24 protein-coding genes and 2 tRNA genes are annotated in these 26,172 nt (G+C 42.8%); 14 read left to right on the top strand and 12 right to left on the bottom strand.

Annotated features, from left to right (window positions below; genetic code table 11):
* Positions 1–2: 2 nt before the first annotated feature.
* Together H4K34_RS06095 and H4K34_RS06090 are read right to left on the bottom strand one after the other, a co-directional pair.
* A complete protein-coding gene (locus H4K34_RS06095; protein ID WP_210759935.1) occupies positions 3–428 on the bottom strand; it encodes a 6-phosphogluconate dehydrogenase in 426 nt (141 codons plus the stop codon).
* An 11-nt stretch (positions 429–439) separates the two neighbouring features.
* Positions 440–985, bottom strand: coding sequence for an inorganic diphosphatase (locus H4K34_RS06090; RefSeq protein ID WP_210759934.1), 546 nt, complete (start codon positions 983–985; stop codon positions 440–442).
* A 136-nt stretch (positions 986–1,121) separates the two neighbouring features.
* On the opposite strand from H4K34_RS06090, the gene H4K34_RS06085 reads away from it, so the two are divergent.
* From H4K34_RS06085 to H4K34_RS06060, 6 genes are all read left to right on the top strand, one after another.
* Positions 1,122–1,193, top strand: a tRNA-Arg gene (locus H4K34_RS06085).
* Between the two features lie 163 nt (positions 1,194–1,356).
* The gene (locus tag H4K34_RS06080; protein ID WP_210759933.1) at positions 1,357–2,112 is read left to right on the top strand and encodes a hypothetical protein; all 756 of its coding nucleotides are present in this window, start codon (positions 1,357–1,359) and stop codon (positions 2,110–2,112) included.
* Positions 2,113–2,300: 188 nt separating this feature from the next.
* Positions 2,301–2,576 carry a GIY-YIG nuclease family protein gene (locus H4K34_RS18160; protein ID WP_210759932.1) on the top strand — a complete coding sequence of 92 codons (276 nt, stop codon included), beginning with the start codon at positions 2,301–2,303 and terminating at the stop codon, positions 2,574–2,576.
* 380 nt (positions 2,577–2,956) lie between these two features.
* Positions 2,957–3,028, top strand: a tRNA-Arg gene (locus H4K34_RS06070).
* 125 nt (positions 3,029–3,153) lie between these two features.
* Positions 3,154–3,852, top strand: a complete 699-nt coding sequence (locus H4K34_RS06065; RefSeq protein WP_210759931.1) for a beta/gamma crystallin-related protein — start codon at positions 3,154–3,156, stop codon at positions 3,850–3,852.
* A 112-nt stretch (positions 3,853–3,964) separates the two neighbouring features.
* The gene (locus H4K34_RS06060; RefSeq protein ID WP_210759930.1) at positions 3,965–5,383 is read left to right on the top strand and encodes a T9SS type A sorting domain-containing protein; all 1,419 of its coding nucleotides are present in this window, start codon (positions 3,965–3,967) and stop codon (positions 5,381–5,383) included.
* A 16-nt stretch (positions 5,384–5,399) separates the two neighbouring features.
* On the opposite strand, the gene H4K34_RS06055 is transcribed toward H4K34_RS06060, so the two are convergent.
* A complete protein-coding gene (locus tag H4K34_RS06055; protein WP_210759929.1) occupies positions 5,400–7,364 on the bottom strand; it encodes an ABC-F family ATP-binding cassette domain-containing protein in 1,965 nt (654 codons plus the stop codon).
* Between the two features lie 23 nt (positions 7,365–7,387).
* Here H4K34_RS06055 and H4K34_RS06050 point away from each other — a divergent pair, with 23 nt between their 5' ends.
* Positions 7,388–7,786: a DUF983 domain-containing protein gene (locus tag H4K34_RS06050; protein WP_210759928.1), complete on the top strand. Its 399-nt coding sequence runs from the start codon at positions 7,388–7,390 to the stop codon at positions 7,784–7,786.
* On the opposite strand, the gene H4K34_RS06045 is transcribed toward H4K34_RS06050, so the two are convergent.
* From H4K34_RS06045 to topA, 9 genes are all read right to left on the bottom strand, one after another.
* Positions 7,779–8,783 (bottom strand): NAD(P)/FAD-dependent oxidoreductase, encoded by a 1,005-nt coding sequence (locus H4K34_RS06045; RefSeq protein WP_210759927.1) that lies wholly within the window; start codon positions 8,781–8,783, stop codon positions 7,779–7,781. The two genes, H4K34_RS06050 and H4K34_RS06045, sit on opposite strands and share 8 nt — an antisense overlap.
* 42 nt (positions 8,784–8,825) lie before the next feature.
* Positions 8,826–9,689, bottom strand: a complete 864-nt coding sequence (gene porN / locus H4K34_RS06040) for a type IX secretion system ring subunit PorN/GldN (protein WP_210759926.1) — start codon at positions 9,687–9,689, stop codon at positions 8,826–8,828.
* Positions 9,677–10,510, bottom strand: a complete 834-nt coding sequence (gene porN, locus H4K34_RS06035) for a type IX secretion system ring subunit PorN/GldN (protein WP_210759925.1) — start codon at positions 10,508–10,510, stop codon at positions 9,677–9,679. The genes porN (H4K34_RS06040) and porN (H4K34_RS06035) overlap by 13 nt, the downstream gene beginning before the upstream one ends.
* A gap of 13 nt (positions 10,511–10,523) precedes the next feature.
* Positions 10,524–12,086: a type IX secretion system motor protein PorM/GldM gene (gene porM, locus H4K34_RS06030; RefSeq protein WP_210759924.1), complete on the bottom strand. Its 1,563-nt coding sequence runs from the start codon at positions 12,084–12,086 to the stop codon at positions 10,524–10,526.
* Between the two features lie 41 nt (positions 12,087–12,127).
* Entirely contained in the window at positions 12,128–12,802 is a 675-nt protein-coding gene (gene porL / locus H4K34_RS06025) for a type IX secretion system motor protein PorL/GldL (RefSeq protein ID WP_210759923.1), read from the bottom strand.
* 34 nt (positions 12,803–12,836) lie between these two features.
* Positions 12,837–14,255: a T9SS ring complex lipoprotein PorK/GldK gene (gene porK / locus H4K34_RS06020; protein WP_210759922.1), complete on the bottom strand. Its 1,419-nt coding sequence runs from the start codon at positions 14,253–14,255 to the stop codon at positions 12,837–12,839.
* 57 nt (positions 14,256–14,312) lie between these two features.
* Positions 14,313–15,260, bottom strand: a complete 948-nt coding sequence (locus tag H4K34_RS06015) for a PorP/SprF family type IX secretion system membrane protein (RefSeq protein ID WP_210759921.1) — start codon at positions 15,258–15,260, stop codon at positions 14,313–14,315.
* Between the two features lie 124 nt (positions 15,261–15,384).
* Positions 15,385–16,557 (bottom strand): formimidoylglutamase, encoded by a 1,173-nt coding sequence (locus tag H4K34_RS06010; RefSeq protein WP_210759920.1) that lies wholly within the window; start codon positions 16,555–16,557, stop codon positions 15,385–15,387.
* A complete protein-coding gene (gene topA / locus H4K34_RS06005) occupies positions 16,554–18,887 on the bottom strand; it encodes a type I DNA topoisomerase (RefSeq protein WP_210759919.1) in 2,334 nt (777 codons plus the stop codon). The genes H4K34_RS06010 and topA overlap by 4 nt, the downstream gene beginning before the upstream one ends.
* Positions 18,888–19,039: 152 nt before the next feature.
* On the opposite strand from topA, the gene miaB reads away from it, so the two are divergent.
* The 7 genes from miaB to H4K34_RS05970 all read left to right on the top strand — a co-directional run bounded on the left by miaB (position 19,040) and on the right by H4K34_RS05970 (position 26,170).
* A complete protein-coding gene (gene miaB / locus H4K34_RS06000) occupies positions 19,040–20,491 on the top strand; it encodes a tRNA (N6-isopentenyl adenosine(37)-C2)-methylthiotransferase MiaB (protein WP_210760545.1) in 1,452 nt (483 codons plus the stop codon).
* Between the two features lie 8 nt (positions 20,492–20,499).
* A complete protein-coding gene (locus H4K34_RS05995) occupies positions 20,500–20,904 on the top strand; it encodes a hypothetical protein (protein ID WP_210759918.1) in 405 nt (134 codons plus the stop codon).
* On the top strand, positions 20,904–22,175 hold the full coding sequence (locus H4K34_RS05990) for a sigma-54 interaction domain-containing protein (RefSeq protein WP_210759917.1): 1,272 nt from the start codon (positions 20,904–20,906) through the stop codon (positions 22,173–22,175). The genes H4K34_RS05995 and H4K34_RS05990 overlap by 1 nt, the downstream gene beginning before the upstream one ends.
* Before the next feature lies 1 nt (position 22,176).
* Positions 22,177–22,674 carry an LPS assembly lipoprotein LptE gene (gene lptE, locus H4K34_RS05985; RefSeq protein WP_210759916.1) on the top strand — a complete coding sequence of 166 codons (498 nt, stop codon included), beginning with the start codon at positions 22,177–22,179 and terminating at the stop codon, positions 22,672–22,674.
* The gene (locus H4K34_RS05980) at positions 22,675–25,179 is read left to right on the top strand and encodes a hypothetical protein (RefSeq protein WP_210760614.1); all 2,505 of its coding nucleotides are present in this window, start codon (positions 22,675–22,677) and stop codon (positions 25,177–25,179) included.
* A gap of 6 nt (positions 25,180–25,185) precedes the next feature.
* Entirely contained in the window at positions 25,186–25,554 is a 369-nt protein-coding gene (secG, locus tag H4K34_RS05975; RefSeq protein WP_210759915.1) for a preprotein translocase subunit SecG, read from the top strand.
* A gap of 73 nt (positions 25,555–25,627) precedes the next feature.
* Positions 25,628–26,170, top strand: coding sequence for a hypothetical protein (locus H4K34_RS05970; protein ID WP_210759914.1), 543 nt, complete (start codon positions 25,628–25,630; stop codon positions 26,168–26,170).
* Positions 26,171–26,172 lie beyond the last annotated feature (2 nt).

Raw genomic sequence — 26,172 nt, 5'->3', positions numbered from 1 at the left:
TCTTATTTAAAGGGGGCTCGTTCCGCGTCTTCTTCTGAAGCAGGCTTTTTCTGAGGACTACGCTCAATTTTGGTAATGAAATAGCGTGTGCTTCCTCTCCAGGGTAAAACTCGATATCTTTCGATATAGTGTAAGTTAACACGTTCTCCGGAAAGTGAAACCTCCTCAAGGGTTTTAATTATGTGCTCTTGATCACTTTCAATGGAAAACTCAAAGGTCTCGGAAAGGCTGTTATTGCTGTTAACCGCACCAAAAGAGCGAATATTAAGCTGGCCTTCCCAGGTTTTAAAAACTACACCTTTACGAGAAAGTTTAATCACGGTACCCGCACGAACTCCTTCAGAATAGGTGCCGTAGTAAAGGAAAGTGATCCATCCGATGAGCAGGATCAGGGCAATACCCAAGATCCAGAAAAGTGTTTTACGCATAAGGCTTTAGCTTAATTATTGGCCCTGTATTTTTTATAGTCCTCCAGACTTTGAAGTACAATTTTCCTGGCAATTTCAGCATTTTGGAAATCTTCCACTTCTACGGTTTTGTTTTCCAGCTTTTTATAGTCTTCAAAGAAATTTTTAAGCTCCTTTAAAAAGTGCACAGGTAATTCTGAAATATCGTGAATATGGTTGACACTCATATCATTTTCGGCTACAGCAATGATCTTGTCATCCAATTCACCGCCATCGAGCATTCGCATAACGCCAATAACACGAGCCGAAACCATGCACATCGGAACAACGGTAATTTGCGAAAGCACTAAAATATCGAGGGGGTCTTTATCGTCGCAATAAGTTTGAGGGATAAAACCGTAATTGGCAGGGTAGTACATAGATGAGTACAAAACCCTATCCATTTTTAATAGGCCAGAGTCTTTATCTAATTCGTATTTCGCACGGGTATTCGCGGGAATTTCAATGATACCATTTACGTAAGATGGGAATTTATCGCCAGGAGAAACAGAGTGCCAGGGGTTGAAAGGGGTGTTCATGTTAGTGTTTTGGACAAAGTTAGTGCATGTAGCCGGTCATTCTCACGACAAGTACTATTTTTGCAGCCCTCAATTACCTATGCTAAATTGACTCCAATTAGCAGTTTTGAGTTCTTTGGATATTGAAAGAAGAATTGGCTCCGTAGTACAATGGATAGTATGCAAGTTTCCGGAGCTTGAGATGCAGGTTCGATTCCTGCCGGGGCTACTTTTTGTTTCAATAGCATTTCACACTTTCATTTTGATATATCCTTGTGCTTTAGCTTCTTTGCTTCAAGATTGCATTAGTCTTGGAGAATTTAGCTTGTTTTAAAGCCTAGATGAATAATCTGAAATCTTGCTTAGCTCGGATTTAAAGGGATACGATTAGAATGAAAAGCCTTTTACAGTTTTATCTTGAAAAATGGTATCTCCCTATTTATGGCATTATCCTCTTTGGCTTAATTGGTGTTTTCATATTTAGTGTTTCTAGTAGTTTTTCGATCCACTTATTTGCTCTGGCTTTGCCTTGGGCCGCCATTATTGTGTCTGGAATAATATCCTTGCGAAGATTTTTGCGTAAAGATTATAACAGAGGCTTGGCCCAACTTGCTTTAACGGGCCTGCTCACTTGTCTTGGGATGATCATCGGAGGCTTATTATTCTATAATTCACCCTATGATTATTATGCAGATGATTTAGAAATTCCAACGGGCCTGCAGGTATACGAACCGGTAGGTGAAAAGTCAGGTCAACTCGTATTTAAAAAGGATCAGCCTGATAGTATTAACCAGATTACAAAGGATCAAATTGACTTTGAAATAGTTTCCCAGTTCCTAGCGGGCATTTATAGCTATCAAGCTTGGCTATCTAATTTGGATAGCGGGGAAATTTACTTGAAGGCCTTTGAGCTTAGTCATAATGATCCATTATCTGGTAACAGCTTAGCCTTAAGGTCAAAAATGAAGGTTTTTAATGCTACTGACTCCTTTAAGCTTTTTCGCTTATCGGATCATCTCACGATTTATGAAGGGGATTGGGATAAACCTTATGCAGCTCGATTTGAATTGTGGTACCAAAGTGCAAAGTCCCAAGAGGAAAGGATGCTTTTATCTAAAAATTACCGGATCGAAGGTTGGATGAGGTAATCCAGCTTAATGGGTTTGAGCTAATACCATAACCGAAGCCATTGCAGATAAAGAAAAGGCTTCAGTGCATAGTGACATGACCCCGTTTTCAATGGATACCCGCCTACCGTCAGGCAGGGAATAGAGTTTCCTATTTCTCAAACGTTTATCAGACAATTCAATTAGAACTATTTCATTTAGTTTGATAAGTGAAAAGGTATTTCGTTTACGCTTTGTGGAGTCCCAGTCATTCTAGGCTTTATATTGGCCTCACTTCAAACCTGAAGATCCGTCTAGAGCAACATAATTCTGGGAAGACTCGCTCCAATAGATATTATCGACCATGGAAGGTTTTAAAAGTCGAAGAAACTACCGATTTGAATTCCGCTCGCCAATTAGAGTTAAAATGGAAAGGAGGAAGTTTTCGCGAAAGATTTAGGGAATTGGCCAAGCACAAGTTCGGAGTCAATGGCCGAAATGATTAGTGTATTATAATGCCATTGCAGATAAAGAATAGGCTTCAGTGCATAGTGTCATGGCCCCGTTTTCAATGGATACCCGCCTACCGTCAGGCAGGGAATAGAGTTTCCAAATTATTCTTTACAAGGAGAGAATTTCGTTTAGGACTATACTAAGGCTATAGCTAATATTATTACAGAAGCCATTGCAGATAAAGAATAGGCTTCAGTGCATAGTGACATGACCTCGTTTTCAATGGATACCCGCCTACCGGCAGGCAGGGAATAGAGTTTCCAAATTATTCTTGACAAGGAGAGAATTTCGTTTAGGCCTTTACTAAGGCTATAACTAATAATATTACTGAAGCCATTGCAGATAAAGAAAAGGCTTCGGACCTTTGTTGCTTGGCCCCGTAGTTCAATGGATAGAATAGAAGTTTCCTAAACTTTAGATGCGAGTTCGATTCTCGCCGGGGCTACTCCTTTTTCTTTTACTCAAGCTGAGGACAACATTTCAGAAGTTTATCAGCTCTTTCCCTAAGTGAAATCCATCAGCGAAAGCAGTGGCACAGATTTGGTCTTTATTAAATCAAATTCATGCCTTATGAAAAAGTCAATTTTCCTTTTCGTTTTTGCTTGCCTGGGCTTACAGCCCTTAAGTGCTTCTAACTTTATGGATTATGATCACCGCAAGCCTCATCATTCCAATCCCCATGCTGAAGCGCAGGTAACTCTTTTTAAGGAACCTGGTTTTCGTGGTGATGCTTTGATCATTAATGGAGATTGGTCATGTGAACTAGATCGGGACTTTTGCTTTACTATCGAAAGCATTATTATTCCAAGAGGCTATGAACTTTGGTTGTATCGCCATCGTAAATTCAACGGTGATCCGGTGGTTTTAAATAGCTCTTGGGATGGAAGTGGGGCCGGATCTTATATGTTGAGAAACCGCATCCGAAGCATTCGTATCGTCCAAAGAAGACAAGCCGTGCCACGCTTTCCACGCTCTGCTACCGGAAGTCAGGTTATTGTTTACGATCAATTTTTTCAAGGTCGGCAAATGGTATTAAATGGAAACTGGACTGTTAGTCAACATAATGGCTTTGACTTCAATGATTGCATTAATGCTATTTACGTACCACGTGGCTATGTAGTACGGATTTTTGAAGATGCCAATTACAGCGGACGCTATCAAGATATTTACGGAGATTGGAGGGTAGGCCAACAAGACTTTTGGTTCGCTCGAATAAGCTCCATAATGATTATGCCAGCCAGAAACTTCAGAACTCGAAGGTCCATTTAAGCTTAAAAAGCTCTGAATTTAGTTCAGGGCTTTTTTTATCGAATACAATAGGTCTCTATTCTTTAATTAAGCTTGATAGTCGAAATCCGTAACTTCCCCACAAATTATTGCTATGCGAAAACTACTATCCCTTGCCTTATTATTTGGATTGACTTTAGGAGCGGAAGCCCAAAGTTTAATCTCCATAATTCCCTTAGATACTACCTCAAAGTTTACTATCAACTTTGTGGCTAACGGCCGTGCCAAGTATGATGTGGCCAATTATAAAATTCTGTACCAAACTCCGGATGTGGATGGTAATCCCAGTACCGCATCAGGTTTGATGTCTGTGCCATTGGTAGCTTGCGATAGCATCGGAATTGTACTCTATGATCATGGAACTGTTTTGGAACGTGATGATGTGCCTAGCCGGAATAATTTCGAATCTATTATCGGAAAGGTATTCGCCAGTCGCGGCTACGTTTGTGTAATGCCTGACTATTTAGGTTTGGGCGATAGTCCGGGTTTGCATCCCTATGTTCACGCAGAAACTGAAGCTACGGCTAGTATCGATATGATGCGTGCTGTACGCGAAGCTCTGGCAGATAGCATTGCCAGTTATAATCTGAATTCCGAACTGTTTATTACCGGTTATTCCCAAGGTGGTCATGCCGCGATGGCAACAGCAAAATACATTCAGGATAATAATCTGGAAACCGAATTTAATGTGGTAGGTGCAGCTCCCGCTAGCGGACCTTATAATTTAGCTGGATCTCAAGCTTCGGTATTCATCAACAATCAACCTTATAGCAATCCGGGTTATGTGGTGTACCTTCTTTTAGGAATGAACCATGCCTATGGAGGTATTTTCTTTTCTAATCCATCAGAAATCCTAAAAGCACCCTATGATGTAATTATCCCTCCTTACTTTGATGGTACCTATCCTATGGATTCGGTAAATAGTAAATTACCGTCTCGTGTGCGTGACTATTTAGAGGATTCTGTGGTGCAGGCTTTTGTGGATGATACGGTGAATCAACAGCACTGGTTGTGGACGATCTTAAACGATAATTCCAATCACGATTGGCGTCCCAATACCAAATTGCGCATGTATTACTGTACCAATGATGAGCAGGTAAACTATCAGAATGCTTTGGATGCCTATGCTGCTATGACTGCGAAGGGAGCTACAGATGTACATGCCATTGGCAGAGGAGCTTTTAACCATGGTGGTTGTGTAGCACCATCTATTGAGTCGGCAGTATACTTTTTCGATAGCCTCAGTACTTCTTGCAGCAGCTTTGTCGGTTTATTGGATCAGGATATAGCCTCTTACGAGATTTATCCGAATCCTGTTCATACCGAATTAAAAATCAAAGGAATAGGCGAGCAAGCCAATATCCTAATCTATGACCTAAATGGTCGTTTGGTATTGGAGCAGAAAGCCAGCTTCCAAACTCGACTAGGTCTGTCAGAATTGAATAAGGGGATATACCTCTTAGAAATTCAAGAAGGACAGAGGAGAACGCGTCAGCGAATTATGAAAAACTAAATGAAAATGGCGGAGCTCAATTATCGAGCTCCGCTTTTTTTTGTTCCAATTGATGAAATTCTTCTTGGGCCTTTTCCCAGTCTTTCATCATTTTCTCTAAGTCCTTTTTTCGAGCTTCGTATTTTGCGTAGAAGTCAGCATCCTTGGATAGCTCCTTGAACTTTTCCGGATCATGCAGTTGGGTGTCGATTTGCTCCAATTCGGATTCTAAGGCTTCAATGGAGCCCTCTAAATCTTCAACTTGCTTTTCCGCTTTGCGAAGGTCTTTATCGAGTTGTTTACGCTCCTTATATGAGAGCCCCGTCTTTTCTTTAGGCTCATTTTGTTTGGCAACTTTATCTGCTTCCTTGCTTTTCTCGAGTTGGCGGAAATCATCCAGTTTACGTGCCTCCAGATATTCGTCAATATTGCCGAGGAACTCCTTCACCTGGCCATCTTTAAATTCAAATATCTTATCGGCCAGGCCTTGCAAGAAATGACGGTCGTGAGATACAACCACCAGGGTACCATCGTATTGAAGTAAGGCGTTTTTGAGCATATCCTTACTCTTCAAATCTAAGTGGTTGGTAGGCTCATCCATAATGAGCAAATTATGAGGGAAGAGCAGGAGCTTACATAGGGCCAAACGTCCTTTTTCACCCCCACTCAATACTTTCACCTTCTTATCTACATCTTCACCACTAAAAAGGAAGGCACCTAAATAGTCGCGAGCTTTTTTACGCAGATCTTCCGGTGCGGCATCTTCAATGGTTTGCAATAGAGTTTTATTGCCATCTAAGGTTTTAGCCTGTTCCTGAGCATAATAACCGAAGGTTACATTATGACCTAGATCTAAGTGTCCTTCGTGCTTAAGATTGTCGGCAATGATCTTTACCAAGGTAGATTTACCCTGACCGTTTTGACCTACAAAGGCAATCCTTTCACCACGAATCACTTCCAGGTTTACCCCACCAAAGATTTTCTTTTCGCCGTAGTTCTTGCCAAGTTTTTCTGCTTTGACTACTACTTTTCCTGAACGTGGAGCAGGGGGAAAGCGGAAATTAATTTTCCGACTGTCGTCATCGTCAATTTCAATGCGTTCCATCTTGTCCAATTTCTTGATTAGATTTTGGGCAAAGGCCGCTTTCGAAGCTTTATAGCGGAACTTCTCTATTAGCTCCTCGGTATGCTTAATTTCTTTCTCCTGGTTCTTCTGTTCCTGCATTTGAAGTTGGCGACGTTCTTCACGCAAGGACACAAAACGGGAATAGGGAACAGGATAGTCATAGACCTTCCCGTTCACAATTTCCACGGTTCGTTTGGTGATATTATCGAGGAAGGTCCGGTCGTGAGATACCATTACTATGGCACCTTCATAATCTTTTAAAAAGTTCTCCAACCAAATAATGGAGTTAATATCCAAGTGGTTGGTGGGCTCATCCAGAAGAAGCACATCGTGTTTGGCTAAAAGAAGTTTGGCCAATTCGATTCGCATCCGCCAGCCACCACTGAATTCTTGGGTTTGTCGGTGGAAGTCCTCGGCTTTAAAGCCTAATCCCTGGAGGATTTTTTCCAGATCGGCATGGTAGGTATAGCCACCAATCAGGTTAAAGCGCTCCGTATTAAAATTGAGGTCTTCAATCAACTTAAGGTAGCTATCGCTTTCATAGTCTTCACGTGAGGCTAATTGGTGATTTATGTCATCAATAGCAGCCTGGAGTTGTTTAATTTCGCCCAGTGAAGTTTCGGCTTCTTCCCAAACGGTTCGGCCATCATGAAGCGGTAGTTCCTGAGGGAGATAGCCAATATTGAAGTCTTTGGGTTTAGAGATATTCCCTTTATCCACAGAAGCTTCTCCGGCAATGGTTTTGAGCAGCGTCGATTTACCAGCGCCATTACTTCCTACCAGACCTAATTTCTCTCCGGGATTTACTAAAAAGGAAATCTCATCGAAGAGCATGCGGTCGTTTAATTGTAATATGAGTTTATTGATCCCAAGCATGGGGCAAAAATAGTTTTTAGATTATGTCCATTTTTTCCAAAGGCACTAAGTTGTACAGCATTCTTAATTCTCGCTGTCCACGTTGCCACGAAGGCGAGGTTTTCGAAGTGAAAAACCCCTATAAATTGGGTTCTTTATTCAAAATGCATGAGACCTGCTCGCATTGTGGTCTCCGTTATGAGGTAGAACCTTCTTTCTTTTATGGAGCTATGTATGTAAGCTATGGTTATTCGGTAGCTTTATTTGTGGCCACCTATATTGTGATGAACCTTATTTACGATCCGGGTATTACCGATATCATTATTGCCTTGGCCATAACTGTGATTGCTTTATCACCGGTTGTATTACGTTTATCCCGCATTACCTGGCTTAATTTATTTGTAAAGTATAATCCCGAAAAGCGAGGGCCTAAAATCAAGTAAACCTTTGAAGGTCCCATTTGGGATTTAGGGGTGAGGCTCGGATGAGATAATTCATAAAGTGCTCGGCTAAATAGGGGGCCATTAAAACACCGCGAGAACCCATTCCATTAAAGGTGTATTCGCTTTCGCGGATGAGGCCTAATAAAGGCCTACGGTCTTTAATATTGGGTCTAACTCCCGCATATTGTTCCAAGACTTCATAAGGACCTTGGTAGAAAGCTTCCAATTTGCTTTTTAGAAAGTCTAGGCCTTTGCTGCTTGTCGTTTCATCTAGGTTATGATGGGCATAGGTGGCTCCAACCTTAAAAGTTTGATTTCCCAGTGGAAGTGTAAATACTCCGGCATGTAGCATCCGGTCTTCGGGTAGTTCCTCAGCCCGAATGATCATTACTTCTCCTTTGGTGGGTGTAAAAGCCTCAGCGATTTGCGGATGACTGTGCCTTAGAAGGTGACCATTGCAATAAATTATGGATTGGCCATTACTTGCCTCTGAATTGGTATTCCATTCTTCTTCGAATAGAAGACCTTCTTTCTTCAAGAAATTACGCCATCTGTCTAAAAAAGCAACCGTGTCGAGCCAGAATACCCCTTCCAGTCTTCCTAGTCCGTGAGGAGCAGGAACTGAAGCCATGGTACTATCATGAATCTTTCCCAGATGATCTTGAAGATGGGGTTTTTCGGCATTGATCTGCCAGTCGTTTACTTCACCGGCATTGTGAAATACATGATCTAGAGGAATGGGATGATGAAATTTCAAATCAAGTTTTCTTTCCCATTTTTGATAGAATTCTAAAGCGGCTGGTAAATAGATATCCGCATCGGCGACCCATTTCTGCCGTTTTAAAACCACGGGGTTGCAGAGGCCAGCTGCTATTCTGGATGACTGGGAATGTTGTGCTTGATCTACCACTTTGAAAGGTATGCCCGCTTCAAACATTCGCATGCTTAAAATACTGCCAGCCAGACCTTGTCCTACTATGGTGAATTCCTTTTTCATTGGGAGGACAAAGATGCTAATTTATCGTGCCTCTCTAGTGCTTTAGTATTCCCAAAGTTCGGCTTCAAAATTTCGGAGTTTATTCTTTATTCGATCTGCTTCGAGTAATTGATCTAATGTAGAACTGCGCTTGTATTCTTCAATTTTACGATCATAATCATTATCCTCCTTGAAGATCACAGAATCGAAGAAGCGCATATTTAAAACCTGATCATAATTGAGATGCTGTAATTGGTTCTGACGGATATAGGCAGGGCTAGAGGCTAGGCTTTCTCGGGCACTTGGATACCAGATCCAAAATAGGTTGTATCGGTCTAGAGTTTTAGGGTTTTCTACTACTGGTGAAATACCCAAGATACGATGTCGAAGTTCTCCTCTTGATTTATCAAAATACCAATCTGTTCGAAGCTCCCAGAACTTCACATCTTTAGAGCTGATACTAATGGTATCCATTAACAGAATTTCTCCAGTATCCGGATCCCGAATGGTGTCAATCATCTGTATATAGCTCAATGCCTGTCTATGGCTAAGTGGTATTTCAAAATGATCATCGGCAAATACTTCAATGGGGGAGTCAAGATTTCGAATGCTGCCTATCAATGCATCATACAGGCTCTTGCGACAAGGAAGTGCTCGTAAAGGATAGTAGAGGTATTGGTTCATTTTCTCACGAAGGTCTATTCGTTCCCAATGACGACCAGACCACATTAGGTCTGCCTCTCTAATATAGGGTTCTGGAATTACCGAATCACTGATTAAGATCCCACTGCAATCGGATGGGTCTTTGATCTGGGCTGATAATTTAGAAGTTGAAATAAGGTGTAATCCTAGTAGTAAGTGTACAAAAAAAGCCCGATGATAAACCGGGCTTTTTAATTTGAATGCTATGTCTACTAGTATTCCCAAAGTTCGGCTTCGAGATTACGTAGATTATTTTTAATGCGTTCAGCTTCGAGTAATTGATCCAAAGTGGAGCTGCGCTTGTACTCTTCAATCTGACGGTCGAATACATTGTCTTCCTTGAAAATTACGGAGTCAAAGAAACGCAAATGGAATACCTGGTCATAGGTTAAACGTGAGCTATTATTATGGCCATTAAAGGCTACATGAGTAGCTAGGGCATAACGAGCATCCGGGAACCAAACCCAGAAGAGATTATAGCGGTCCAGCGTCTTGGGATTCTCAACAACGGGTGAAATACCAATAATTCGGTTTTTCATTTCACCTCTTTGTTTATCGAAATACCAATCTGATTTAATTTCCCAAAACTTCACATCCTTGGAACGGATACGAATAGGGTCAACCAATAAGATTTCACCAGTATCCGGATCACGAATAGTATCATTCATTTCCACGTAGCCTAAAACTTGTTCTACGCTGAGTGGAATCTCAAAACGATCATCTCCAAAAACCTCTACAATAGTTCCTTCAACAAGAATTCCGTCAATGATCACATCATAAAGTGATTTACGATCTGGAATGGCTTTCTCAGGATAATAGAGGTGTAGATTCATTTTTTGTCTCAGATCAATTCGCTCCCAGTGACGGGTTGACCACAACATATCCGCTTCTCTTAAATAAGGGTATTCGAATACTTTATTATTGTGGTAATGTTTGGGATCATCAGGAATGATACCATCGTCTGCAGGACTGATAATCTGAGCCTCTGAAGTTTGGGGCATCAAATAGAATCCAATAAGTCCAAGACAAAAAACTAATCGTTTCATGAGTATTGCTTTTTTAGTTTACGTCAACCGAAATTGTAGCAACTCGATCTACTCTAACTTTGGAATTTCCTTTTGGCTTCGCTTTAATATTACGGAAGGTAACTGTAGCGCCTGGTCTTAAATTCAAAATTTTCGCACGGGCAGATGATGGAACTTTATCACCATTGACACGTACGGGTGGAGATCCCGGAATGGCTAATTCGAAAGAAACAACATCCAAATCTAAGTCGAAAACAAAGTCTTCAAATCTGGCTTCCACAGTCGCATTAGCAATGGCATTGGCCGAAAACAAACCTTCAGTTCTTTTATAGATAGTTCCTACCGCAGGAGGTAATCCTTTGATACGGAATTTCTTGGTTCCGGCAGGACGTGTAGATTCCTTACCATCAGCATCAGTTTCAGCTACAGATACAGATATAGTTACTTCAGTTTGGCCAGTCATACCGGTTACATCTGCTATGTACTCACCTGGCTTAACCTGTCGCACTCCCGGGCCGCTCACTCGGATTTTAGAAGGTTCTACACCTGGCACTCCGATTTCCAATGGGTTATCAACCCCACGGTAGAGTACGTTCATTTTAGAAGGTGAAATCACAACGCTTTGTGGGGCAACAGTAAAAGACTGCTCAGGGATTGGGAAAGGAACCTCGCCTTTTCCAATTTGCTTAATAATGATCTGACCACCCCATTTTTGCTCACCTACACTGTTAGCCGGAATACGAACCTTACCGATACCATTTTGAATATTCGTTACTGGCAATTCCTCACCATTGATAATGATTTTAGGATTTTGAGTATTGTCGTAAGCAGCTAAGAAAACATCGGCTTCATATACATCACCTTGAGTAATGTAATTAGATGGAGCATTCACCATTGCCTTAACGGTGTTAAAGGTCATTTCACCTTCCGTAATGTTTCTACGTAAAAGAGTAATAACTTCCGACTCAGAGTTTCTTACACGGGCTTGAATATCAGTAAGGAAAGGAATAATAGCTCCTAGTGGATATTCACCAAAAGAGGCTTCTTCCCAGCTAATTTCTTTATCACCTTCTTTTTGCTTATCGGTGTTAAAAACAGTTTCTAAGTTCGCTTTAATCTTAGGGTCTTTGTCCGCAATTGTAATTAATTCATCACGGTATTTTTCGATTTTAGCTTTTAGCTCCTCTGCTTTTTTCGGGCCTTGTTCAGCAACGAGGTAATTAAGAGGTTTAGACTTAGCATCTAAAGCCTTAGGAATTCTCTTTTCCTCATCTTCGTATCCTCCAGAAAGGACTACGAGGGTGTCTTTCATTTCCTCGATGTAAGCAAAAAGCTTATCGGAAATATCTTTAACCTCATAAGCTTTGTCCTTCCATTTACCAGCCTTAACGGGATCTTCTGCGGCCGCCGCATTAAATGCGTTGTACACATCGTCGTTTTTAGCTTGTACGGTTGAGATAGTCTCTGTCAAACTTTCATCAAGTTTGGTCAAAGCCTTCAAAATGTCTTTGGAAACGTTTAATGCCAGCATCGCCGTTAACACGAGGTACATCATGTTAATCATTTTCTGACGTGCTGATAGTTTTCCTCCAGCCATGAATTAATTTTTAGAGTTGTTTAGTGACTCGATGAATTGACTTAATTACTACGATTTACGTTCATGGCAGAAAGCATACCTCCGTAAACGTTGTTGAGTTGACTCATGTTGTTTACAAGGCTGCTAACCTCATTAGTCAAACGATCAGAATCCTGGATAGAATTGCTGAGTTTTTCCATTAAGGTGTTTTGAGCTTCCATATGATTGGCAGAACTCTCTAGTTGAACAGCATATAGAGCATTTAATGACTCCATGTTCTTGGAGGCTAAGCTCAATTGCTCATTGTAAGCACCAGTGGCAGCAGCAGCTTCGCTGGTCTCAGTTAATTTGTTTGCGGCATCTCCAAAGCGACGCAGTCCACTTCCCAAGCTTTCAATCAACTCTCCATCGATTTTAGCATCTTCAAGCATGCGGTCTAATTCCTGAGTAGCTGATAAACCACGTTGGTTATTGCTGCTGTACTGCTCCTCTTCGTCGGTCATACCTGCTAATTCAGGATAAACTAAGGTCCAATCCAGTTCTTCACCGGGTTTTTCAAATGCAGAGAAGAAGAAAATTACAGCCTCAGTAGTCAAACCTACTACCAACATGATATCGGCTCCTGGCAAGTGAAGGATTTTAAACATCGCTCCGAGGATTACAACGGAGGCACCCCAGCCATAAAGCTTAGCCATGAAATTCTTAAAACGCTTGCTGTTTACATCAATTAACGCCATTGGAAAAAATTAAATTAAAATAGAAATTAGGGGATTAAAAGTCGGCAAGATCGCGACCCATAAAGCTTTGTACCGTACGGAATCCAACGTAGGATTTAGCGGTATCAGCATATTCATAGTCACGGGTACTCACCTGCATGTAGTAAGCAACGTCTTTCCAGCTACCACCGCGAATTACTTTACGCGTAATAGTGGGGTCGTCACTCGGGTTAGCATTGTACTCAAAATTGGGACTAATGTCTGAAACATAGTAGAAGCTTGCAGCGTCAAAGGCCGTATTGGTCCATTCGGCTACGTTTCCTGCCATGTTGTACAGGTCATATTCATTAGGCGCGTAAGCAGTCGCTTTTACAGGATAAAAGGCTCCATCAGCTACCAGGTTACCACGTAAAGGTTTGAAGTTACCCAAGTAACAACCTGAGCTGTTCAAGGCATAAGGTCCACCCCATGGATAGGTAGTTAATTCTTTACGACCACGAGCAGCATATTCCCATTCAGCTTCAGTAGGTAAGCGGAACTCTTGCTCAGTAAAATAGCCTGATTTACGAAGGTATTCGTTTCTATACTTTGTTCTCCAGTTACAGAAGGCACGAGCTTGATACCAGCTTAAGCCTACCACAGGGTACTCGTCAAAGGCAGGGTGCCAGAAGTACTTATCATGCATAGGGTCATTATAGCTGTAGGTAAAGTCATGAATCCAACACAAAGTATCAGGATAGATGTTGATTACGCCACCTTCAAAGAATGAACTACGATCGGAAATTTCCTTGTTATCCTTAATAAAGTCTTGATAAGAGAAACGCTCTCCGTCTTGATCAGCATCATAATGATCGTACATCACACGATTGGATTTACGAGCAGCTTTCTGTTTGTTGATCCAGAAGAAGGCATAGTTTAATTGACGGGCATCAATCATACGATCACCCATAAATTGTTCTTCTGGTGGTAAGTACATTCCTTCGATAATTTCGGTGTACTCAGCCGATGGATAGTTTTCTGTGCGCCACTCTAACATAGGCTCCCAGTTAATATGGCGTTGCATACTATCTGGATAGTTAAGAGAAACATACTCGTCAAAGAAGGTTTGATCTTCCTTGTTTGCGGCTTCAATTAATTCGTAACCTTCTACTAATCCGTCTTCACCTAATCGGAAACGCACGATCGAGTCGCGTACCCATTGAATGAATTGACGATACTCGTTATTAGTGATTTCGGTTTGGTCCATCCAGAAGGAAGGAACCGAAACGGTTTTAGTAGGAGAGATCAAGCTATAAGGTACATCCTGATCAGAGTTTCCCATGTTGTAGGAGCCCTGGGGGATATATACCATTCCGTATGGTTGCGCCGGATACCAAGTAGGTCGGTTCTGAGCGCCCACTAATTCGCCGTAGTCATTGCTGCTACAACTGATCAGAAGCACGGAGCTTAAGGCTATGGAAATCAGTTTCTTCATGTCTCTTGACGTTGTTTTCCGTTGATCAACAGTCTGTTGAAAACAGGGGCTGCTATATTACAAAAATCTTGGGTTCTTATGACTTCCCGTTGTGGGAGGTGGAATTACTATTTTAAAGCAGTAACTCGCCATTATTTCGTGGCTACCACCACCGCGGGTGGAAAGCGCTGATGTCGCAACATCGTATGAGTACCCTAGTTTAAATCCAGGTGTCGCTTGCCAGCCGATCATGACTGCAACCGCGTCCTGTAGCCTGTATGTAACGCCACCCCAAAACTTATTATTATATACTCCCATTGCATTTATATCAAAGGTAGTAGATCCAGAAGTGAGTTTTAATAACATGCTAGGACGTAATTCCCAGTTACTTGCGGGTACTGCCCAATTGTATCCACCCATTAAATAGTAATGGCGGGCATTGCGGATGAAAGTGGATGAAAGACCATTAAAAGAGCCTACGTCCGTAGAACTTTCTATAACACGGGTAGAGGAAATACCACCCCAAATATTTTGACTCTCGTAGTAAATTCCAAAAATTCCGTCGACCTGAAAACCGGTTTCATTTAATCCGTAAACACCAGGATCTAATGCACCATTAACACCATCAGATGGAATCCAGCCAGTACTGGCGATTTGATTGTTTAGAAACGAAGCTCCTAATCCAATGCCCAAGGTACCAGTGCTTAAATCTATTTGGTAGCCGTACATTAAACGAGCGGAGATATTATTAAAGAAGCCAATTTGATCATTAACAATGCTCAAACCAATTCCACCGTGAAGCTTCTTAAAAGGGGCATTGATGTTAATGTTCTGAGTAATGGGGGCTCCTTCAAAACCTACCCACTGACTGCGGTGCAAGCCGTTTATGCAAATGGCGCCTCCAGAACCAGCAACTCCGGGATTGTAATAAACGCGATTGAACATGTATTGGCTGAATTGCACATCCTGCTGCGCTAAGGCAAAAAGCGGGAATGCAAGCACCATGATGAGGTAGAATTTCTTCATCAAATCGGGTTAGTATTAATTGTTGACAACACTTTGTTGAAATCCCAAATATAAAGCTTTGAACAAATATGCCTTAAGCCGCAGTTAATTTTTCACGGCTTTTTGTTGATGAATGCTCGATTTATTACAATGCTTTCTGCATTGCTCGCCACCATCGGTCCGGTATTTCGTTCTGCATAGCTTCTTGGTAATCCACATAAGAACAGGGGATTAGCTTGTGTCTAGCCGAGCTTAGGCCGGCACTTTCCCGCACCGGAACCTCTATCCACCAACGGCCACTTAGAGGGCTTTTATAAAAGACCAATTCGTACTCTCCATCGTTGATAAGTACGGTAAATCGTTGATAATCCTCCTTTCTCGCGAAGGGATAGTCCCCTTTTCGGAGGTTAAATCCCTCCAAAAAATACCAGATCATTTGGGCTACCAAGTGGGCCGTTCGACCTTCTTTGTCGGCTAAGGCATTGCATTCATAAATACCGAATGAACTCAATTTGTCGCTGATTCCGCTGTAGCGGGCCAAAGCACATGCTTCCTCTCCACTAAAGCCATTAGGGCTATGAAAAGTATTACCAGGTGCATCACTTTGTCGTAGAGCAGAAAGGTCGAAACTCACAATATCTGCATCTCGTAATATGGGTTCGCTTTCGCTGATGTCCTGTCGCATATTGCCCAGTCGATGGATATCGAAATACATGCGCTCCATCAAGTCCACTTCCTCTTGATTAACAAAATAGCTCTGGTAGCCGATATTGCTGAAATTATAGAGGATATAGGGTTTTTGAAGAATGATATGACTCAAAAATGAACGATGCGTTAGCTTATCATCTTGCTTGCCTAAATCAAATTGGGAGTCGATGGATACTAAATTAACCGTCTGTTCCAAACGATCGTAGGCTCGATAATTACCGTAAGTCAAATCCTGACTACCGCCAATAATGATCGGGACAATACCGCGTTTTATCAGCTCAAAGCAAACTTCCCGCAAGGCGAACATGGTGTCGGCCAGTTTTTCTCCGGAATAAATATTGCCCAGATCACATACCGGGGCATCCCAATTACCCCAATATAAATTGTAAAGGTATTTGCGCACTTGATCCGGGCTTTGAGCCGATCCGGCATTATCACTGCCGCGATCTTCCATCACCCCGATCAGGGCTAATTTGTAATTTTCGATTTCCGGAAGGCCTTCGATTTCCTGATGGATACCAATTCGCTTACCAAATATTTGCTCATTGGCCTGAGCACAAGACTCAATTATGCTCCCGCCCACCGGGCTAAGGAAATCTTCCAGAATCATTTCTTAGTGCTTTTTTTAGCGCGTCCTTTTGCGGGTTTTTTGGCGGAATCAGCGATAATAGCCTCTGCTTCTTCTCGAGTTAATTTCGCAGGATCTTCAATATCTTTTGGAAGCTTGAAATTTTTACGACCGGATTTTAAATAGGGGCCATAACGTCCGTTTAGAACTTCAATCACCGGCTTGGCCTCGTCAAATACCTTGATGTATTTGTTTTTATCCGCTTCGATTTTTGCCTCAATCAATTCGATAGCGCGATCCAATTCAATGGTCATCGGATCATCACCTTCCGCTGCTTTAATGGAAGCAAAAAGACTCTTGTACTTTACATAAGGTCCAAAGCGACCAATATTGGCACTTACCTTTTCACCTTGGTATTCGCCTAATTCACGTGGGAGTTTAAAAAGATCCAAAGCTTCCTCCAGGCTTATGGTGTCAATACTCTGTCCTTTTTGCAAGCTCGCAAAACGAGGCTTTTCTTCGTCTTCGGCTTCTCCAATTTGAATCATGGGGCCATAACGACCTATTCGAGCGATAATGGGTTTTCCACTCTTTGGGTCTTCGCCTAAAACTCTTTCGCCAGTGGCGCGATCCGAGTTCTCTTCTACCTCCTTTAAATGCGGGTGGAAATCCTGATAGAACTCATCCAACATGGCGGTCCATTCTTCCTGGCCATGCGCAATTTGGTCGAACTTAGCTTCTACGGAAGCGGTAAAGTTGTAGTCCAGGATTTGGTCGAAATGCTCAGTAAGGAATCCGTTTACTACGGTGCCAATATCAGTGGGGATCAATTTATTTTTATCTGCTCCGGTAGTTTCGCTGAGCTTTTGATCCTTTAAGGTTCCATCAGCTAAAGTCATCTGCAGGTAATCACGCTGGGTACCGCTTAATTCCGATTTCTCAACGTATTGCCTTTTTATAATGGTGCTGATAGTTGGTGCATAAGTAGAAGGACGACCAATGCCTAATTCTTCCAGTTTCTTTACCAAGCTGGCTTCGGTATAGCGTGGTGGGTGCTTGGTGAAGCGTTGGGTAGCAACAATATCTTCATAGCTTAGGTTTTCACCTTGCTTTGTAGCCGGTAACATACCTGATTGCTCTTCCGAATCCTCATCGTCAGTGCCTTCCAAGTATACCTTTAAGAAACCTTCGAAGGTGATTACTTCACCGCGAGCCACGAATTCCAGTTTTTCGCCAGGGGCATCAATATGGAAAACCGTTCTTTCCAATTGGGCATCGCTCATCTGTGAGGCGATGGCTCTTTTCCAAATCAAATCGTAAAGGCGCTTTTGCTGATCGCCGGTTCCCGCACTATGCTTATTAAAATAGGTAGGACGAATGGCCTCGTGCGCTTCCTGTGCTCCTTTACTCTTAGTCGCAAAACGACGGGTATTCGAATAGTCTTTTCCGTACTGATCTTCAATTTCTAATTGTGCGGCGCCTAGTGCATCGTCTGATAAATTGGTGGAGTCGGTACGCATATAGGTTATCAAACCTGCTTCGTATAGCTTTTGGGCTACCGACATAGTTTGACTTACCGAGAAATACAATTTCCTTGCGGCTTCCTGTTGCAGGGTAGAAGTGGTAAAGGGAGGAGCAGGCGATTTTTTCGCAGGCTTGGTCTCTACCGAATCGATCTTAAAGGAGTGCTTAGCACAATTATCTAAAAATTCGCGAGCCTCATTTTCGGTGTCGAAACGTTTGTTGAGCTCCGCTTTAAAGGTCTTGCCTGAAGCATTTTGGAATTCGGCTACTACGCGGAAGTAAGATTTTGCTTCAAAATTGCGAATCTCCATTTCTCGTTCAACAATCAGGCGAACCGCTACCGATTGCACCCTTCCGGCAGATAAACCGGCCTTCACTTTCTTCCATAAAACCGGAGAAAGCTCAAAACCTACCAAGCGATCTAAAACCCGACGAGCTTGTTGGGCATTTACTAAATCGGTATTAATGCGACGTGGATTTTGAATCGCCTTGTCAATCGCTTTTTTAGTGATTTCCGAAAAAGTAATGCGATTTGTGTGGGTTGGAGTAAGGCCTAAAGCTTCGTAAAGGTGCCAGGCGATGGCTTCTCCTTCACGGTCCTCATCCGATGCAAGCCACACCATTTCGGCGTCCTTGCTTAATTTTTTAAGCTTTTTTACGACTTCTTTTTTGTCGCTGCTGATGGCGTACTTTGGTTCAAAGTTATTCTCCACATCAACACCCATATCCTTCTGTACCAGGTCGCGTATATGCCCGTAGCTACTTTCTACTTGATACTCTTTTCCGAGAAATTTCTCAATAGTTTTTGCCTTGGCAGGCGACTCGACGATCACTAAATTTTTTGCCATGTACTCCTTTGAATTAGCATGCGAATAAGGCGCAAAATAAATCAATGTTTTTCGTTTTTAGGTTTTACCCCTGTTAAGAGGCCCTGATCTTTTGGTCTGTCAAATTGGCAATCGACTTACATTTGTACCTTTGCAGACCTTATAAAATGACGATGAAAGAGACTGCCACCGAGGCGAAATTGATGGACGAAAAAATTCAGGGTACCGCCCTGGAAGGAAGCGGAGAACGTGGCGATCGCAAGCTGTACATTGAAAGTTACGGCTGCCAGATGAACTTTTCCGACTCCGAAATTGTGGCTTCCATCCTCGCTAAAGAAGGATTTGGAACTACCCGAAATGTTGAAGAGGCGGATTTAGTGCTGCTCAATACCTGCTCAATACGCGATAAGGCAGAGCAAACCGTACGTAAGCGCTTAAGTAGTTTCAATAAGTTGAAGCAAGAGCGTCCAGATATGAAAATTGGCGTTTTAGGTTGTATGGCTGAGCGCTTGAAGGATAAGTTTTTAGACGAGGAAAAATTAGTCGACTTGGTGGTGGGTCCAGATGCCTATCGGGATTTACCCAATTTAATTGAGAAGGTTGACGGCGGACGTAAAGCCGTGAATGTCCTCCTGTCTAAAGAAGAAACCTATGCCGATGTAAGTCCGGTGCGAATCGACTCCAACGGTGTATCAGCATTTGTATCAATTACCCGCGGCTGCGATAATATGTGCACCTTCTGTGTGGTTCCATTTACCCGTGGTCGGGAACGCAGTCGCAATCCTCAAACCATTTTGGCCGAAGTGCGCGAATTACAAGCACGTGGCTTTAAGGAGATTACACTCTTGGGTCAAAATGTAGATAGCTACCTCTGGTATGGCGGTGGTTTGAAAAAGGACTTTGATAAGGCTTCGGAAACAGCGAAAGCTTCATCCGTGAATTTTGCAGCTTTGCTGGATATGGTGGCCCTGGCGGTGCCCGAAATGCGCATTCGTTTTAGTACCAGTAATCCACAGGATATGACGGATGAAGTGCTATATGCCATTGCCCGTCATGAAAATATCTGCAATTACATCCACCTTCCGGTGCAATCCGGTAGTAGCCGAATTTTAAAGGAAATGAATCGTGGTCATAATCGTGAAGAATACTTTGCGCTGATTGATCGTTTACGGAAAATAATCCCCGATTGTGGTATTTCCCACGATATGATTGCAGGCTTCCCAACTGAAACGGAAGAGGATCATAAGGAGACTTTAAGTCTGATGGAATACGTTCGGTACGACTTTGGTTATATGTTCTACTACAGTGAACGTCCTAATACTTTTGCCGCGCGCAAGATGGAAGACGATGTGGATATGGAAACCAAGAAACGTCGTTTGAATGAGATTATCGCCTTGCAACAGGAGCATTCCTTGCAACGTAATCAAGAGCATATTGGCAGGATAGAAGAGATTCTGATTGAAGGTGATTCCAAGCGAAGCGATCAGGATTGGAAGGGACGGAATACTCAGAATACCATGGTAGTTTTCCCTAAAAAAGGAGAGCATAAACCAGGGGATTTCGTGAAAGTAAAAATTACCGATTGTACCACGGCTACCCTCTTTGGGGAGATGGTGCAAGACTAAAACCAGGCATGAGAATACAACTGCTAATCCTTGGCCTTTTGTTAAGCGGCTTGGGTCTTAAGGCTCAAGAAAAGGTGAATGGTCGTTGGGTAGATAATAATCTTACCATTTGGATCGAAGAGGATAAAATCCGCAGCGAGGGCGTACTTTATTATTGTGTGGCAGATACCTCTCGAGAGGTGTGTATCCAGAACCTTTCAACCGGTTTTGAATTAAAGCTATATGATGCGCAGGGAAAATTGATTTACGAAGGTATTGCCAGTGGTCGCCGACGAGGAGTAAAGCTCCCCAAGGCTTATCCTCAGGCTTATGAAGTAGAAATCATTGCCTTTAAACCCTGGGTTATCAATCAGAGTACAGCCAGCAAGATCCATCAGGAAAAGGCAATCCGTGTAAAATACCGAGTGAAGTAATGAGCTTACAAGAAGTTAAACAGCGATTTGGTATTATCGGCAATAGCCCAGGTTTAGAAAGGGCCCTCAATAAAGCTTTGCAAGTAGCCAGTACTGATATTTCGGTTTTGGTATCCGGTGAAAGTGGGGTGGGGAAAGAAGCCATTCCACGGATAATCCATTCGCAAAGTCATCGCAAGCATAATAAATACATCGCCGTAAACTGTGGTGCTATTCCGGAAGGAACCATCGATAGTGAGCTTTTTGGTCACGAGAAAGGTGCCTTTACCGGAGCTACTGGAACCCGAAAGGGATATTTCGAAGAAGCAGACGGCGGGACCATTTTTTTGGATGAAGTAGGGGAATTACCCCTGTCTACTCAGGTGCGTCTCCTCAGGGTATTGGAGACTGGAGAATTTATTAAGGTAGGTTCTTCTCAAATTCAGAAGACCGACGTGCGTATTGTTGCCGCCACCAATGTTGATATGATGGGGGCTGTGCAGAAAGGAAAATTCCGCGAGGATCTTTATTACCGTTTAAATACGGTAGAAATTCACCTGCCAGCATTACGAGAGCGTAAGGATGATATTCATTTGATATTTAGAAAGTTCGCGGCAGATTTCGCGGATAAATACCATACCCCAACCTTGCGTTTAGATGAGGAAGCGGTGGAAGTACTGCGCAATTACCATTGGCCTGGAAACATTCGTCAATTGCGCAACCTGGCGGAGCAGATATCGGTGATTGAAACCGATCGAGCTATTTCGGCTAATATCCTGATGAACTATTTACCCGATGCCGGAAAGGGTGGCTTGCCTGCGCTGTATCGCGAAGAGCAAAAACAGTCGAGCAGCGATTTTAGCAATGAACGAGAAATTCTCTATCAGGTGCTTTTTGATATGCGCAAGGATATTGCCGATCTGAAAAAGTTAACCGGTGAGCTGATGCAGAATAATGAGATCAGCGAAGAATGGAAGAGCGACAATAGCAATTTGATTCGTCGAATTTATCGCGAAGAAAGAGAGCTTCCGGAAGGAAGAAATGCGGTGGAGGAAAATTCAAGCACCTATTTGCCCGTTTACAGCGATAATGATGAACCTGAGTTGCAAACGGATACCTACGATGCCAGTCATGATATTGTAGAGGATGAGCCGGTAACGCTGCAGGAGAAAGAATTGGAGATGATTAAACGCGCCTTGGAGCGCAATCATAATAAACGAAAAGATGCTGCGGAGGAATTAGGGATTTCTGAAAGAACTCTTTACCGCAAAATCAAGCAATACAATTTATAAGATGCGAAAAACCCTTGCACTGGCATTGATCCTGATTTTACAGGCTTGTGGCGGATATAGCTTTACCGGTGGTGACGTTGGTGATGCAAAAACGGTGAGCATCGATTTTTTTCCCAATACCGCAGATTTGGTGAAACCTCAATTAGCACAGGTTTTTACCGAAAAATTGCGGGACATCTTTGTTCAGCAAACCCCACTGGAACTAGTGCGTCGCAATGGGCATATGCAGTTTTCGGGAAATATTGAAAAATATACTATACAACCTATTAACGCTCAGGCCTCTGATATAGGTTCGGTCGCGCAAAACCGCTTAACGGTAGAGGTGAATGTAATCTTTATCAATACCTTAGAGCCCGACAAAGGATTTGAGGAGCGTTTTAGCCGCTTTGTAGACTTTGATGCCAATCAGGATATCAATGCCATAGAAGCGGAATTGCATGAGCAGGTTTGTCAAGAATTGTCAGAAAATATCCTTAACCGCGCAATTGGAGATTGGTAATTGAGAACCGAAGATTTTCATAAACTACTTGAAGACCCCAAACATGTAGCAGATTATCTGGTGGATGATTTGCGTGATTTGGCTCGGAAATATCCTTACAGTCAGTTGATACAACTGATGTATGGCCTGCGTTTACGCACTTCTTCCGAACATCTCTTTAATCAGCAATTGGGGAAAACCGCGGTCCTTACCAATGACCGAGCCGTACTTTTTGAACTCTTCGAAAATCGAAAACCTACCTTAAATAGCGGTATTGAGACAGTTGAGGTAGAGTCGGTGAGCAGTCCACCTGTATTAGCGCAGATGACCGAAGCTCCTATTGCAGAACAGGAAGTGCTTGAAGAATCTAAGCCGCCAGTAGAAGAGATTCCTGTTCCCGAAAACAAAGAGGTAGAAGCATTAGCAAGCCTTGAAAGTAAGTCGGAAGAAAAAATAGAGCCACAGGCGGAGAAGCCAGCTGAAGTGCAACCGCCTCCTAAAAAAGACTTGCCTTCTGCCTTACCTGAAAACCTTTCAGAGCTAAGTCCTCAGGAGAGAGTTAAAGCCATATTAGAGCGAAATCGTCAGGTACGCGAACAATTTGAGTCGCAAAAATCCGGAGGCGAAGCCAAGCTTTTTGAGCAGGATAAACCATCGGCCCCCGAGTCAGAACCCAAAGAAGAACTTATAGAGGATTCAGTTCAGGCTGAATCGACAGATGAAATTGAAGTTGCAGATACTAAAGCAGAAGAGGCTGTGGCTGCAACTGAGAATGAAGTTCTAGGTGTCCATGCAGAGGAAAGTCCAGGCGAAATACAAGAAGAACTACCCGAGCCTGTATCCGAGCCGGAAGAAGAGGATGAGGAACCAATTTCCACTGAAGAAGATTCTGTTGAACAAGCTAAGGAGCCAGAACAAGATTCGAGCCTTTCCTTTGAGGAAGAGCGTGAGCCTTGGGCTGATTCGCCCATCGATATAGAAGCCTTAATTCGTCGTCGTTTTGCTCGTCGTTTTGAAAGTATTGAAGAACCTGAAGAGGAAGAAGTAGATTGGGATGAGGAAGAAGACCTGGACTCAAGCACTGTTGCAGGTCCGGAAGAATCCATTGAAGAAGAGGAAGGAATAGAAGATCAAAACTCTTCTTATACAGAAGATACCAAAGAAGAAAATTCGGAAGCCACTATTCCTACAGATTTAAGTCCCGAGGAGGCGAAAAGTGATTTAGCCTTAGCCTCTCGTATTCGCATGATTCGCGATCGTTTGGAGACACTGCGCAATAGCGATGCTCTCAGTCGGGAGGAGCTGGAAGTGCTGATGGAGGAACATCGTCAGTTAGAAGCACTGATGGCGGATTTACCTCTGAATGAAGAGCAGCTTTTTGAGGTAGAGATTAAACTACCGAAGGCAGAAGACGAGGTTCAGGCGGAAACAGTGGTATTGGAACCAGAAGAGGATAGTCAAGTTGAAGAAGAAGCGGACTTGAAGACTGATCCGGAACTTGAAGAAGTTGAGGGAGAGCTTAAAGCCGAAGATTCCGAACCAGATACCACCGCAAGTTCAGAAGAAATAAAAGCGCCCGTGGCGGAAGAGCAGGTGGAAGCTGAAGAAGAACCGGAAGAGGATTTGGATTCAGAGATTCGTCGCATAGAACAATTAGCCGAGAAAATGCGCAGCGGAGCTAAAGACGAAGGGGATTCAGATTCCTTATCGGATTTGCGTGAGCAGCGTATGAATGAGCTGATCGAAGAGCGCAAGAGAAGTCTGGAAGCGGCGCTAGCGCAGAAGGAGCAAGAGCAAGAAGAAGAGGCTGAAGAACCTGAAGAAGCTAAGTCTATTGAAGGGGAGGAGGGCGAAAATCTTCCGGCCGAAAACGAAGAAACTATTTCTACAGCGGAACAGCCAGCCACTGAAGAAGATTCAGGAGGGGGTGAGCCGACTGAAGCAAATGAATTGGAATCCCGCTCGGAGGCGGAGGAGAACTTAGCCGAGAATGAAATTGATTCAGAAACAGAAACAGAAACAGAAACAGAAACAGAAACAGCAATAGCAGAAACGGAGCCTATTGAAGAAGTTTCAGAACCGGAACTAATAAGTCCCAGCCCAGCCAAGGAGCCGAGTTTTTCTCAGTGGTTAAAGCGCATTGCCAAAGGTGAAGCGCAAATGGAGCCGGCTAAACCTAAGGTAGAAGAGAAGAAGGAGCTTGAGGATCAAGAACCGAAAGAAGAGATCTCTAAAAAGATTGATTTGCTGGACTCCTTTGTTGAGAAATTACCAGAGTTGAAAAAGCAAAGTCGCGAAGCCGTACCAGCCAGTCCTAAAGCGACTAAAATGGAAGTGCCGGAAGCTAAGGAAGAAGATCAAGGAGGCGGTTTGGTAACCGAGACCCTGGCTAAGGTTTACATCAGACAAAAGCACTATAAAAAGGCAATTCAAGCCTATGAAATTCTGATGTTGAAATATCCCGAAAAAAGTTCTTTCTTTGCCAGCCAAATTTCAGAGATCAAGAAACTGGCTAACAGTAAATAATAAAAGATGACCCTTTTACTTACAACCCTAATCATCGTAACTTGTATTTTACTAATTATCATTGTTTTGGTGCAAAATCCAAAAGGTGGTGGTTTAAGTTCATCCTTTGGTGGTGGCGGTACTCAATTATTCGGTGGCGTTAAGAAAACAACCGACTTTTTAGATCGCGGTACCTGGGCCTTGGCCATTGTATTAGTGGTTTTAGTAATGATTTCCAATATTGCTTTAAGTCCTGATAATGTAAGAGTGGAGCAACGTGAGTCTGCATTAGACGATGTTCAAGTTGAACAAGCTCCAGCTCCTGCTCAATTTAGTATGCCTGCTGGTGATGCTCCTGCTGATATGCCAGAAAGTGTTGATGATACTGAAGAATAAGATCAGAAGACAATAAGACTTCTTTAACTATTAAGCCTTCCTTCCGGAAGGCTTTTTTAGTTTTATTCGTTTCATGAAAACGAAACATATACTAGCAAGCCTCGGCATACTGCTGATGCTGATCTCCTGCCGGAAGGAAGAAGATCCAACAGAAAGTCCCAATCCCTGGGTGTTTACCTATGACGGAGTCGAGCACGACTTAAAGAGTGGTGCCTTAATTCACTATCCATCATTTAGTCATAGCGGCGCAGAAAATGTGGATTTACTCCTTTATACCAAGGGTGTAGATTTGATAATTGGCAGTGAAGGCCTGCCTAATGACGCCAGTGGTAATGGCTATATCTTGTATTTCGAATGTTATAGTGCGGATAGTGCCTATTTGAGTGATGGCACCTATACTCTTGATACCAATATTAGAGCTTTAAGTATTGCCACCGCGGCCATCAACCCGGTAGTAAATGGAAATACAGACCTCTGGTTTGAAGTGCCTAGCACCCAGTTTGAAGTGATTTATAAGGATGGGGAATTTCAAATTATAGGAAGCGGTAAAGATGAGGCAAACCTAAATTTTGACTTCAAGTACAAAGGTGAGCTGGATTGGTATCAGGAAAGTTAAAA

It is taken from the genome of Croceimicrobium hydrocarbonivorans (assembly GCF_014524565.1).
Classification (GTDB): Bacteria; Bacteroidota; Bacteroidia; order Flavobacteriales; family Schleiferiaceae; genus Croceimicrobium; species Croceimicrobium hydrocarbonivorans.
The sequence above is the reverse complement of the archived record's forward strand: the minus strand, read 5'-3'. Positions and strand labels throughout refer to the sequence as shown.